Below are 13779 nucleotides of genomic sequence, written 5' to 3' on the forward strand. Positions count from 1 at the left end.
CAGGGGACGGCGAACCCGGCAGCTGTCTCCGATACTGCCCTGCCGGAGCGGATGACAGCGTCGACGAGCTGGTCCCGCAGCCGGCTCGTCGAGCGGGCACGGCGCGGAGCCTGCGGGGTCGATTCAAAGAACGAGAGCCGGTCACACGCTGGCTCTTCGCGGATGATCAAGCCCTCTTGGATTCAGTGGTTCAAATCCATCTTCACGGGTGCGTGCGACGTTGGCTGACGTTCTAAGACGAGCGGCGTCGTGGACGGCGGTTCACACGTACGAGGCGTGAAGATCGCTCAGACTGTCATTCATGTCGTCCTACGCGCAAATTTGCAGCCGCGATGCGTACTGGTCAGCGTTGCGACTCGCCGCGCAGATAGATCTGCCGACCGGCCATGACGAAGAAAAACAGCCCGAGAAGTCCGGGAATGAGCGGGGGTGAGGCAGGAACGCCAGAAAGCTCGGGCGCGGGGAGCCAACTCACAACGATGAGGATGAGCAAGAAGACGCTCACGATAAGGTACAGGGCAAGCGCCCACGGATAGTACGTGTTCCACGCTGTCGTTCGCGGCGTTGACTTCGAGTTAGTCGAGTTCGTCATGGCTGTAGCATACTCGCCTGAGGAAATCTTGCGCCCTTCGGGTTTCGCAGGCATCGAGCACGACGAAGGGTGTACGACTGTGTCCCAACCCACGAGTGTCAAACTCCCTTGGCACCTGAACTTCACTAATTCGTTCATTCTCGCGGGGATCATTGGCACGTGCGTGTTCGGTTGGTTCGCGGCAGGCCAGCCTGGCGTTCCACTGAAGGACGGTGATTACGGTTGCAGTGCACAAAATGGTGCGATTCCGGGGCCGGGAGCGACCGTCGTCAACGGCCGAGTAGTTGACGCATGGGATTTCGATAGTTCAACTGGAGCGACGCCATCCGTTCCATTCCGCAATCCTGAGCGCAAGAACCCTGGGATGTTCACGATGACGAGCGTTGGACCGGGTGGTCATCGGTACGAGTTCGAATGCACATACTAGCGAATAGCAACACGGGTCGCCGCGACGCGATGCAGCCGAGTGTGAAACGTTGCGAGTGTGTGCGTTGCGTCGGCGTGAGAACGAGAGCACGTCACGGCAGCGCGAGAGCGAAGCGGTAGCGCGTCGGGGGCGGAGCGCAACGTTCGAGAGACTTTTCGTTGGTTTTGCAGTTGTGCCAATGACGGTTCGGCTCACGATCAGGCGGTCGTCCTTTTGCGGACGTCGGAGGCAGTGGGACTTCTACCTGCGGGTTCTGATCCAGCAGACTCCCGATAGCGGCCGGCTAGTGGACAGCGAGAACCGCATACAGCTTTGTGTGCGACTGGTGGCGCTTTAGCAGCTGAGGGCCTCTGACGGTCATTGCAGGACGCCGTCGCCGCAGTGATTTGCCCTTGGCTCCAAGGGGCGCAAGGTGCAGCCTTATTGACACCGTCGCGGGTCAGGAATCATCCACTGTTGAATAGGGCGACGTCAGAAAGGCGCCTTCCCGCGCGTCCAATTACGATGCCAGTTTCCCGCATGTCCTGTGGCCTGAAAATCATTTATTTCAACGTTCACGAAGGGGTTATCAAGGTAGCGGACGTCACCGCCCCCGGGGTGACCTGAGTCAAGCCGAACTAGAGCAAGGCGATGGTGGGGTTTAGCATTCTTACCCGCTACAACCTCATTGTGTGTGACCCAGAAATCGGCCGCTTCAGCATCATATGCGACGACTTTGATGCGGTAGGTCTGACCGGACACAGGGTCGGTCGACAAGATGTCGTAACCATGAGTGTTGCTCGATTGCAGTTCAGGGACCCGACCAATCTCTCGCTCCTGTGCGAGCACAACCTCAACGCTGCGACGCTGAAGCACCGTTGATGGCACCCCGCTCATCGCCTTGCCATCGCTAGCGACATCGGAATCAAGCATCGCAACAGGGAGAACAAGTGCCGCTGTGACGATTAGCGGCGATTTGGTGGACATCTTGCCCTGTTGGTCGATGAGTTCGAGCCGGCGGTCGAGGCGCGTTTGGAGGTCCGTCGCCTTTCGGCTCAAGCTCTCCGAGGACTCTTTCAGCTTCTCTCCAAGGTTCTCCCGCTCGGCCGCGGCAACCGCCTCCGAGAGAAGTCGCTCAATCTCATACTTGAGACGTGCCTCGACCAACCCGCGCTGTTTGTCGAGTTCGGCGGATCGCCGAGGCTGGATGGCAGTAAGGTAGCTGGGCAATTCGTTCTCGATAATCCAGCTCACCGCATTTGATTCTGCATTGTGTAACCACGGAAGTGCCTTCGCCTGGCGAACGGAGGCAACGTCAGGCGCCGACATGCAGTCCAGGTAGGGAGCCGGACCGGCGTCGGTGACTGCGCCGTCCTCGCTCACATAGGCGTAACCGAATCGGCGCGCGACCGAAGCTCCCAACGAGTCGACAATTTCTTCGACAACCCCTACCAGTAAGCAGGGCGACTCAATTCTTGAGGAGACAAGCACGGTGCCCCGGTTGAGGACTCCTGCCAGAGTGGTAACCGCATGGTCCATCACCGAATCATGGAGAGGGTGACCTGGTGCCAGCAAGTCCGCGCCGGTTCCCTCGTCATCGTGGACGAGGCTGAGATCGAAAGTCACGCGTTCATATCTCGTGGCGACGGGGCCGTACTTGCCGTTGCGAAGCGTGGACGGCACATGACCGATCTCGAAGCGGCCTTTCTCCCGCCTCACTATTTTGCCGCCGAATCGAGTGAAGGCCTCCTTGAAAGCCAGCTCGATGTAATGAGGCTGAAGACGACGAGCACGAGCTTCATCCATTGACGCTCGGAGGGCGGCAAGATCGGCATTGGACAGGTGCTCGTTGGCTAAGGCGCGTTCGTTAAGCAGTTCTTGCAAGCCCTCGGACACGCTTCGGTCGATAACTTGGTGCATACGTGCCTTGGTTTCAGGGAGTTCACCATAGCGAATCGCCTCAATCAGCAGCTCCCGAAGGGGTGTATCTGCAAAAGCCGAACCTAGGACATCGAAAACATTGCCACCGTAGGCTCTCCGCTGCTCCTCAATCTTATTAAGCAGCGCCGTGAAGACTTCGCCCTCCCTGGTATTAGCGGCGACGAGGTTCCATAGCCGGCAAACCTCCGTCTGCCCGATGCGATGAATACGCCCGAAGCGCTGCTCGATACGGTTTGGATTCCAAGGCAAGTCATAATTGACCATCAGATGTGCGGCTTGGAGATTCAAACCCTCGCCCGCGGCGTCCGTTGCCAACATGATCTGGCAGTCCGGATTCTTAGTGAACTCCTCGGTGATGGCACGGCGATCGTGTCTGCGAATGCCACCGTGGATTGCGACGACAGCCTTTGGGCGGCCAATCAGGTGCGTGATGCGCTCCATGAGGTAGTTCAGGGTGTCTCGGTGCTCCGTGAAGATGATGAGCTTGCGTGGCTTCCCACTGGAATCCAGCGGCATGACGTTGTCTTCAAGAATCAATCGAAGCTCGGACCACTTTTTGTCCTCTCCGAGCTCGCGTACTTCCCTGGCGACCTCCGCTAGTGACGTAAGCTCTTGGATCTCTGCTTCAAGCTCGGCGATCGTTTCTGCCGCCGTCGCAGCGTCAACTACGTTCTCTTCGAACTCCTCGAGATCTTCGGCGGACACCTCGACAATATCGATGTCCGAAGTAATGTACTTGTAGCGCTCGGGTCTGAGGACATCGCGATCCTCCCGATAAGTCCCGTTCTCAATGCCACGCTTAGTGAAGTCCAGTCGCTGCGCGCGACGAACCAGGCTACGGTGAATAGCCTCTGGGCTCGACGCAAGCCTCCGTTGCAAAACAGTCAACGCAAAACCGACAGTGTTACGACGTTTGCCATCAAGCTTGGCTGCTCGATTCATGCCGTTACGAACGTAGTCGGTCACCTGCTGGTACAGGTCATTCTCCAGCTCGGTGAGCTCATAGGGGATAGACTCGGCAATCCGTTCCGGAAAGAGCTTGCGACCCTCAAACGTTAAGAGGTCTTCCTTAACCATTCGGCGCATGACGTCACTGGTGTCGACGGAGACGCCATTCTTACCGGCGAATCGGTCCTTGTCGAGCAAACTAAGAAAGAGTTGAAAATCCTCCTCTTTACCTGAGTGTGGCGTCGCGGTCATGAGGAGGAAGTGCCGAGAAACTTCGCTGATCAGCTCTCCGAGTTGGAACCGTTTCGTTTTTTCCAACTTGCTGCCGAAGTAGTGTGCGCCCATTCGATGCGCCTCGTCTACGATCGCTAAGTCCCAGTGGCTATTCCGCAGCCGCTGCTGGAGGTCCTCGTTGCGCGCCAGCTGGTCCATTCGCGCGATAAGCAGATGATGATTCTCAAAGACGTCGTTGCCCAGACTTGTATCAATCATGGGCGTTGTCAGGATCTCGAATGACAGACCGAACTTGAAGAACAACTCGTCCTGCCACTGCTCAACTAGACCGCCTGGCGCGACTATGAGACACCGTTGCACGTCTTCACGAAGGATCAGCTCCTTGATATAAAGCCCCGCCATAATCGTTTTGCCAGCCCCCGGGTCATCCGCCAACAGGTATCGCAAGGGGGTGCGCGGCAACAACTCGCCGTATACTGCACGGATCTGGTGAGGAAGCGGCTGAACGTTACTCGTCGCTACGGCGAGCATTGGATCGTACAGGCCTGCCAGCTTAATTCGCTGCGCTTCAGCGACGGTTTTGAAGTCGATGGAAGAAGCGTCGAATGGACGGCTCCCCGAAGCTGAGATCGCAAGCGAATCCTCGTCACGCCGGAACATCACGCGCTGTCCCAAGTCACCCGACGATGTCTTGTACGTCAGCTCAACTGCGTCCTGACCATGAGGCTGACCGAAAATCACCTGCACTACTTCATGAGGCACAACGCCAGTGATCTGCAGGCCGGGCGCCAAGTCCTCTAACTTCAATTGATTTACTCCAGCTTCACGTAGGATGCTATCCAGCCGGTCCACTTCGCGTCGGACCTTCAACCATCTTGAAGAATACTGCCAAGGGGGCTCGATGAAGCGCGCCGAGCGCCAACAGTTAAGCGTGCTTATCGAACAAGTGCGGGGTTGGATCCAGACAGTCGAAGAAATCCGGCACCTCGCTGCGCACTTACCGCTGTCAGGCCCAGCTAACCTAGCGGACGATGACTGGACTCTCTTGGTCAGGGTTGAGGAGGCAGCTGAGTCCGGCGATCCCGACGAAGCCGACCGTCTGACACAGACAACCTGGCTCACGGGTGGCAAGAGACTCCGACCCGCGCATGACGCCGCTGCCCGACTTGTCCACTTCCGAGATTGGTACTGTACGCTCGGGGCCCCACAACGCCTCGAGCAACTCCAGAATGAACTGACAGCACGAGGAGTCGCTGAACGCGACGACCTCGCCGACGTTCTGAGCTCCCTAAGCACCACGGGAAATAAGGCGTCACAGATGCTGGATGAGGCCTCTCATCTGCCAATCACCCGAGACCGGGCCCTCGGAGATGATGAACGTAGTGCTGGGTTAGCACTCATCGACCTACTTAATGAGCATCACGATGAGTCGATGAAGCTTCTCGATCCGTCCTGGTGCGCGGCAGGCGCCTGCGCTAGGGCTCACGCGTCCGTCAACATTCTCCACAAAGCCCATATCATCGGACGCAAGGTCGGGACTGCAGAGCGGATAAGTGCTGCCGCGACCCGCGTGTCAGCTCAACTTTCGCATGAGCGCTCCCAACTGCCTCAGATCTTTAGTGATTTGGCGACCTGGAGAGCGGCCGCACAGCAGGCCGAGTTCGCTGCGGAGCACATGCCCATCAATCGTGCAGTGGTGCTGTCGGAGCTTGAATCGAATGCAATTCAGACTCTCATCCAAACCTACGATACAGATGCTGGTATGGGTAGCTCTGCTGTAGGGGAGTTGGGTTGCAGCAGTAAGTCGTGCTCGCAGACCCATGAAGCAACAGCACGACTGGCAGCTTTGCACACCTCACTCTCCGCGCGCGGAACGAATCATCCCATCCTTGGTGTGGCCGAACGGCTCCAGGCAGAGCGATCAGATGAGTGGGAGCGACTTCGCGGGGCACTGGATGACCTGGAGGACTGGGATAGGTCAGCCTCAGTCGTCTTGCACTGCTCCGCACATCTGCCCCTGACGAGGACATACGCTCTTACAGAAGGAGAGCTAACGGCGACGGCCACCATTCGAGAAATCTTAGCTGAACACAGCGCAGAGGTACGTCAGCTACTTGACCCCGCCTCCTGTGAATCTGGCTACTGTGGTGGCCTCCACCGAGCCGGTTCGCTCTTGAATGAGGCGTATCTGGATTTGCTCACATCGGGGGGCGGGCAAGCAGTTGTGGCGGCCAGCGCCTCCATACAGGAACAGATGAAGGACCAGCGGGCGCGACTGCGCACTGATTTGGATGACCTTGAGGAGTGGGGGATGGCAGCGTCACTCGCGTTGATCGACGCCGAACATCTGCTTCTGACACGGACCGGCGCTCTTTCAGAAATCGAACGGACTGCTGCGGTGAGGATCCAAGACCTCAGCGAGGCGCATAGCCCGGACGCTCGGCGCCTCCTCGACCCGAGCTCATGCGATGCGGATAACTGCCAAGGTGCGCACGAATCTGCGTCTCTTCTACATCAGGGTCATGCGGATCTGTTGGCATCGGGCGAGGGGCAAGCAGTCGTAGCGGCCTGTGATCGGGTAGGGAGTCTGCTTAAGGAGGAGCGACAGAAGGTCGCAGTTCTCCACCAGGATGTCTTACGTTGGCCGGAATTGGTGCGACAAATTCACGCCGCTCGCGAGGATGCATTGGCCAACACAAAAGCTATCGTCCAGCAACTGATTGAGGACTCGGCCTCCATCAAGATCAGCCGCCCAGCCATGAGGTTGCTCCCACTGGGCGAGAGCAGTCAAGTCTTGGTTTCCAGCCTCTCGGTGCTTCGGGACGCCGCGCTCACTCAGAAAGACAACGAGTTCCTGACTGAAACCGCAGCGCTGGCTAGCCGGGTCGCCGCGGTGGTTGGTGACGGCTTCAACTCCGACTGGGAGTGCGAGGCTGGAGGAAGATGTGAGCGTGCCCACCCTGTTATCCTGGAAGCCTACGAGACCGCCAACTTCGTCGAAGCGCAGCTGGCCCGACTGACTGTCAACCTCCAGGACATGCCGACTGACTCCAATCAGTTACGCGATCCCTCCCTTGGGCTGAAAACCTATCTGCCCGAGAATTACACGATCGCCGAGAGTCTCCCTTTCAACTTACTGAAGGGCGCGTGGGACAAGCTCCCGCTCATCACTAACGCCGAGAAAGCCGCGAATGAGGCAGCGATAGAGGCACGTGCAGCGGCCGACAAAGTCCGAGCCGGAGACGTTTCCGATGCGCTGAAGGCGATGGATCTCGAAGTCCTACGCAAGGCAGCTCCGCAGCGGCAGCTTCGGACAGCTCCGTTGCAGGATTACGACCTTCACAACGTTTGGGATGTTCTGCGCTTCCAAGACGTTTATTCACTGAAGTCCTTGCCCGGTCTTGGCGAGTCCTCCGCCCGGTCTATCGCTCAGGCGTCATTGCGTCTTTTCGAGGCTGTGCGAGAGGAGACCCCCGTCCGTATCGACGTAAAGCGGAAGGGCAAGGCTACTACCGCGCTATTAGAGTCGCTCGCGCGCTGGGATGGCGCACGAAAGTGTAGCCCAACTGAGGACGAAGTTGCAGTCGCTAAGGGTCTATCTCGACTCATCAAGAAGAGCAGTTTTACGCCCCTCGGGGTACTGGTGATCATCAAAGGGAAGGTTCATAAAGGCCGCCCCGCCGTTTCAGATGTGTTGAATGACGCATTGAATCGCATCGTTCCTCCTCTCGGTACTGCGACCATTTGGACCGATTTCCTCTCCCGACCGGCCGATTATTTCGGCATGCTCACTGAACTTGGATTCATGACCGAGGATGAGAAGAGCATGCACGGCGACCTCCCGGAGGAGATCGTTGCAGCAGTCCGCGCCAAGGAACTTATACGGGATTACGTCACCGCCTCGCTACGCGCTTATCAGAGCTTCGGTGCCCGATTCGCCCTCGTTCAAGAAAAGGTGATCATCGGAGACGAGATGGGGCTGGGTAAGACAGTCGAAGCCCTTGCCGTTCTCGCCCATCTACGTGCGCGCGGTCAGTCGCATTTTCTCGTCGTCTGCCCGGCCGCGGTCGTTAGTAACTGGACTCGCGAGACTGCAAAGCACACCAAGTTGAAGGCCTCACGCCTCCACGGCGCGTTATGGGAGCGAAGCCACGCGGCAAAGGCGTGGGTAAAGAATGGCGGCGTTGCCGTCACCACATATGATCTCCTGCCGTGGATAGAGGAGTACTTGAGTGGAGTCGATCTGGGGTGCGTCATTCTCGATGAGGCGCACTACATCAAGAATCCCAGGGCAAGGCGCTCGCTCGCCGCGGCGGAGATCATCAATTCCACGAAGTATGCCATCTTGATGACTGGCACGCCGTTGGAGAACAGTGTCGCCGAGTTCCGCAATCTGATCAGCTATATCCGCCCTGATCTCGCGGAGGAAGCGCCTGAATTTCTCGCCAAGGCCTTTCGCAAGCATGTCGCGCCAGCCTACCTACGCCGTAACCAGGAGGATGTTCTCACAGAGCTTCCCGAAGTGGTCGAGATAGATGAGTGGATGGGGATGTCGCACTCTGATGAGCTGGTTTACAGCGGAGCGGTCAGGGAAGGCCAGTTCATGTTAATGCGGCGCGCCGCAATGATGTCGGAAGATTCCATGAAGGTCAGCCGACTGCTAGAGATTGCAGGAGAAGCTGAAGCTAATGGCCGACGCATTATCGTCTTTTCGTACTTCCGAGAAGTCCTGAACCAGGTCGCTCGACTACTACCCGGTCAGGTCTTTGGCCCCCTCACAGGGTCCCTCCCTGCGGCAGATCGACAGAAGCTCGTTGACCGCTTCTCGCAGGCCGGGCACGGCGCCGTCCTCGTTGCGCAAATAACCGCGGGTGGTGTCGGCTTGAACATTCAGTCTGCGTCGGTCGTTGTGATCTGCGAGCCGCAGATCAAACCAACGATGGAGTCACAGGCGATCGCGAGAGCTCACCGCATGGGCCAGACCGATACCGTCCAGGTGCACCGTCTGCTTACGGAAGACAGCGTAGACGAGCGCATCCGCGACATTCTGAAAGACAAGAGGCAGCTCTTTGACGATTTCGCTCGGGACAGTCTTATTGCGAAGCAGGCTCCCGACGCAGTTGACGTATCTGAGGTCGAGCTTGCACGAATTGTGGTGGCAGCGGAGCGCGAAAGACTATCTATTGTGGCAGGGTGAACCTTGATGACTGATGTCCCGCACCGAGCCCGCCGCAGCGTCCGTGCCATTGCCATGGAGCGGGGCGCAGGCCGTAAACCTTGATGAGAGAGATAGGTCGGGACAGCCCAGCGCAGTGCTGAACTTAGAAGGATCCGTCAGCCCTCTGGAAGATCTTAGTAGTAATTTCCTGATGTTCCCGCCCCGGTGCCGGCGCGCGACATCGGGAATCACCACATGCCGCCGGGAGCCGTCCGACAACGAGGCATCTGCTGTGGGCGATTTGCGTACAGGGGGCGCGACAGCCCATGTAGTTGAGCGAAATTATCCCGGAAGTTTCCCTATGCGTAGCAAGGCTCCGGGCAATCTTGAGAAGGCAGTCTCGTGGCAACCGTTCCCTCTCGTTTAAGGTAAGCAGACACGCAAAAAGGTCAACGTATCTTGAGTCTCATGCGGGCGGTTAGAGTGGCACCACATTACGCTGGCGACAGGAGCGACAGGATGCCTAAGTGGAACTTTCCCGTATTGGGATCAAGGGGTGAAGTTGAGACGTCCACTCGCCAGATGCATGTGGACGTTCTCCTCTCAGAACTTAGAGCCCGCGATGAATTCCTTCAGTCGCAACTGAAGAATGAAGCGTCGAACTTCCTGGCCGTCTTGGGCTCGGTCGGGGCAGCAGGCACAATATACGCTAGCCAGGCCCTAAAGGCTCAGCCCGTTGGACAAGATATACCTGCCGCTCTGTTACTAGGACTTGCCGTCGCGTTCCTCTGGTTTCCGATGAATCAGGGTTGGCACATGGCGGAGTTGCGGGCGGCCGAACTCTACATCAATGAGCTGGCCCTTGAGTTGCGGAAGATAGCCGCCGCCCCACGAACTTCACAGATGTTGACGTGGCCTCAATTTCGCTTGAAGGAAATCAAGCCTAGGTGGGGGCGATGGTACATATCGCTGGCGATGATTGCGAGAGGACTCATCCTCTACGTTCCCACTGTGTCACTAACGTTCTATTGCTTGTGGGGATTAGCGGGCGACGGGACATTCAATCCAGGTGATGCCCTCCAGTCGGTGCTGCTTGCGACGGTATCCGTCGGCGTCCTAGGTTCCGCTTTAGCCTTGGTGCTGCCTTACTCGGGAAAGCGGTATCGCCATGAACTCGCCGACAAGGCAGCGACACTGAGCGCTTCACTCGCCGGAGCGGAAACGCGTCCTGGAAACTAGTGGCAAGCGGCGGGAGCTACTTGTGCTTGTCCGATCAAGATTAATCAGCAACTGGTGTTGACACTGTCAACAGATTTGGCGGTGGACTTGGCCGGATATCGGCCGGTCCGGCTCTTATTGCATAGGTTTTCGCGGGTTCCCAGTGTTCTCAAGGGCCAGAATGTAGTTCGAGTCCCACCTCGGGCACGACAGATTCCCTCGTCAGAGGCTCTTTTGCTTTGACGAGTGTACAAAGCTTGATGCTCGTCGCTCTGACGGGTTGGTTTGCGGACTTTGGCCTGGCTGCCGTGAAGCCTATGCAGGTGTGTGGGGTGGCGGATTCAAGTCCCTGGCTGATGGGTCTTCCGCCTGCCGTGACTGGTTCCTGGAGTTCCTCGTTCCGGTTTTGTTGGGTGGGCCCGGCGTGGCCTACACCTATTCATGGGCCGGGGGAGCGGGAACAACATGACTTGTCCGCACCTGCACTCCTGCGCTGCCGCAGGCCGGCCTGGGGGACCGGTAGAGGGGGTCGCGGGGCGAGTTTGTCCCGTCAAACGGAGTGTGTACAGTGTCCACACTTATTTTTCAAGGACGAAGTCATTGAGCTTGCGCCATCCCTCACAGTTCTGATCACTGCACAAGCCGTCCAGCTCATAAACAGCTATGACCCTTAGTTCGCAGAGCCTTTGATTATTGCGAACCGAGCCAGAAGACCTGCCGGAACTCAGCGTGGTTGTCGTTTTCAGAAGCTGACTGCACAACGAACCGCTTGTCATTTTCCGAAGTCGCCTGCAGATGGACCTCGGACGCCCCTGAACTGTTCTACTCGAACGACCCGAATTCGTCAGAAACAAGCTCGCCGGCACCTACCGCAGGCAACTCAACGTGCAAGGCGGTGTGACCTGGTGCCCGCAATGGTGGAAGCACGCCGAAGCGATCAGCCGTGGACACCGATTCCTCCACATCTGACCTGACTCGATAGCTGGATTCACCGAGATACACTGGTCCGCCCACGGTGGGCGATTGCGGCTCTCCGTCCATAGGTGGTGTTCGATCAACCGGTCCTCCAAGCCGAGGCGCCTCCTGCCCCTCCCATACGCCCCGTCCGAACCGCGCGCTATTAGCCAATGCTCAGAATGAGTTAATCCGGGTTGTCCACGGCGGGAAACTGAGAGCGTCGGAAAAGCTCGGCTAGCCAACTCGCAAGGAGCAATTGGAAGAGCTCGTCGCGATGCTGCGTCTTCTGGTGAGCCGTCCCCCATCTTTCTGTGCGGGAGTTCGCGGTATGGGAGCTGTCAAAAACGGGCCACTTAGATCACCGACTTGTTGGCCAAGCGATCGGGCCGCAATCCTTCCGCTACGAGGCGGAGCAGGCACATGCCCCGTAACGCTGCTGTAACGCCGGTGGTGCAATCCTCAGGTCAACCACAAGGAATGTGAGGAGAAGGAGGCCGGCCGTGACCAGCGAGGAGAGAGACAACTACTCTGTCAACGACCTTACCCGAGACCTCGATGAACTGGCCGGACGTTTCAGGCGTCGCTTCCAAGTGGATGACGGCGGCGGTGGTGACACTGGTAAGGCCAGCGATCTTTTGTCCTCGATCTCCGAGACGGGAAACTTGGTCGCGAACCTCGACGAAGCTGCGTCTCAGCAGAGGGCTTCGCGACAATCTCCGCATGACGGTGACATCAGCAAGGACGTCGGCGCTGGCACCCGCGTAAAACGGCTTTTCAATGAGATCGATCAGGTCGCCGACCAATATCGACGCAAGTTTCCGGCTACCGACGGCGACACCGGCAAGGACGGAGAAGCCCTCAACGACTTCTTCAAAGACCTGGACATGCTTGCCGGCCTCCACCGTGATCGGCTGACGAGATCCGATGGTGGTGGCGGCGGAGATACGGGCAAGGACGGAGAATTCAGGGCTGCCAAGGCCAACGTTGGGCGTCTAATTGACGATCTCGATTCTCTCGCAAAACGATACCGTGACCGGATCGTCGACGGCGGAGGCGGGGACACGGGGAAGGCTGAGTAGGGTGTTGGAGCGGCAACCGGTGTCGATTTTGCACACATGGAACGCGGGGGGACTAGCCTTGTTTACTCTGGCCGCCGAAGGGCGCACCCGAAGCACCGGGGTTGTCTTTCATGTGTGAGAGTCCGCCAGAGAACGAGAGCGGCGTCAAACGGATCGTCCTTTTCGGGGTGGGGAACCTGGCTGTCCGAATTGCGGTTGGACTGCAACAAAGGATCGTGCCGACTCCAGAAATCACCCTTGTCAGCCGTAGCACCGAGGTCGGGGCCATTGCGAGCCTTGTTGCCGCCATGCTCCCGCTTGACCGATCGACGGGGTCAGTCTCGTGGGTCCAGCTTGATTTACTGGACGCGACGGCACTGTGTTGCTACCTGGGCGGCCAAGAGGCGGACATTTTTATCAATTGCGCCTCGCTGCGCTCCCCCTGGGCCCACGCCACCGACATGCGACCGCTGAGCAAGGCGCTCGGCGAACTCGGATTCGGCGCTCAATTGTGTGCGCAGGTCCCCCCAATCTACGCGTTGATGAGCGCGATCGAAGAACTCGGTTTGAGCATCCCGGTCATCAATTGCTCGTTCCCCGATGCCATCAATCCGATGCTTGCCGCGACCGGAAAGGCCCCCCTATGCGGGATTGGCAATGCGGGTATGCTCCACCGAGTTTTGAGCACTCGGCTACCGGGGGCCGACGTTCGCGTCACTGCTCACCATTCGCTGGTCCAGTTGCTGCTGACTGGATCCTGCCTGAGTTACTTGGATGCGGACTGTCACATCGAAGTAGACGGAGTCCACCTGCTCTGGTCCGAGCTGATGCGAGATACGGTCCCGATGGCCCGCACAGTGGAGCTAAATTGGCTCGCCGCTACTCACGCCATCGATGTCATAGAAGCACTGCTCTTTCCCCAACTAGTCCGGCAAACGAGCCTGCCCGGTCCACTCGGGGTTGCCGGCGGCTATCCGTGCCGGATTCAGGAGGGAAGACTCGAGATGATGCCCAGTCCGACGCTTTCCCCCCTGGAGATGATCAGCCTCAACGAACGAGCAGCGCGTAGGGACGGCATAGCCGGTATAGGCGACGACGGTACGGTGCATTTCACGTACGAAATGCAAGAAGCCTTGCCCGATTCACTTGGCTTTCTCGGGGCATCAATGCACCCGAGTGAGGCGCTCGCTCGATATCAACGACTGGATCAGGTTCTCGCCTCATCTACGGGCGTGGGCCTTAGCTGCGAGTCAGCGGGATCATGATG

Annotated in this window: 7 protein-coding genes; 5 read left to right on the forward strand and 2 right to left on the reverse strand. The window is 58.2% G+C overall.

The window, feature by feature from the left end; genetic code table 11:
* Positions 1–343: 343 nt before the first annotated feature.
* Together KTR40_RS08225 and KTR40_RS08230 are read right to left on the reverse strand one after the other, a co-directional pair.
* Positions 344–592 (reverse strand): hypothetical protein, encoded by a 249-nt coding sequence (locus KTR40_RS08225; protein WP_228405825.1) that lies wholly within the window; start codon positions 590–592, stop codon positions 344–346.
* 898 nt (positions 593–1490) lie between these two features.
* Positions 1491–4973: a helicase-related protein gene (locus tag KTR40_RS08230; protein WP_228405826.1), complete on the reverse strand. Its 3483-nt coding sequence runs from the start codon at positions 4971–4973 to the stop codon at positions 1491–1493.
* A 580-nt stretch (positions 4974–5553) separates the two neighbouring features.
* On the opposite strand from KTR40_RS08230, the gene KTR40_RS08235 reads away from it, so the two are divergent.
* The 5 genes from KTR40_RS08235 to KTR40_RS08255 all read left to right on the forward strand — a co-directional run bounded on the left by KTR40_RS08235 (position 5554) and on the right by KTR40_RS08255 (position 13777).
* A complete protein-coding gene (locus KTR40_RS08235; RefSeq protein WP_228405827.1) occupies positions 5554–9318 on the forward strand; it encodes a DEAD/DEAH box helicase in 3765 nt (1254 codons plus the stop codon).
* A gap of 480 nt (positions 9319–9798) precedes the next feature.
* On the forward strand, positions 9799–10518 hold the full coding sequence (locus KTR40_RS08240; protein ID WP_228405828.1) for a hypothetical protein: 720 nt from the start codon (positions 9799–9801) through the stop codon (positions 10516–10518).
* A gap of 864 nt (positions 10519–11382) precedes the next feature.
* Complete coding sequence (locus KTR40_RS19015; protein ID WP_255708883.1) at positions 11383–11466, forward strand: DUF4913 domain-containing protein; 84 nt, start codon at positions 11383–11385, stop codon at positions 11464–11466.
* Positions 11467–11954: 488 nt separating this feature from the next.
* Entirely contained in the window at positions 11955–12533 is a 579-nt protein-coding gene (locus KTR40_RS08250; RefSeq protein WP_228405829.1) for a hypothetical protein, read from the forward strand.
* Between the two features lie 215 nt (positions 12534–12748).
* On the forward strand, positions 12749–13777 hold the full coding sequence (locus tag KTR40_RS08255; protein ID WP_228405830.1) for a hypothetical protein: 1029 nt from the start codon (positions 12749–12751) through the stop codon (positions 13775–13777).
* Positions 13778–13779 lie beyond the last annotated feature (2 nt).

The sequence above is a fragment of the Pseudarthrobacter sp. L1SW genome, from assembly GCF_020809045.1.
In the GTDB taxonomy this organism is placed as follows: Bacteria; Actinomycetota; Actinomycetes; order Actinomycetales; family Micrococcaceae; genus Arthrobacter.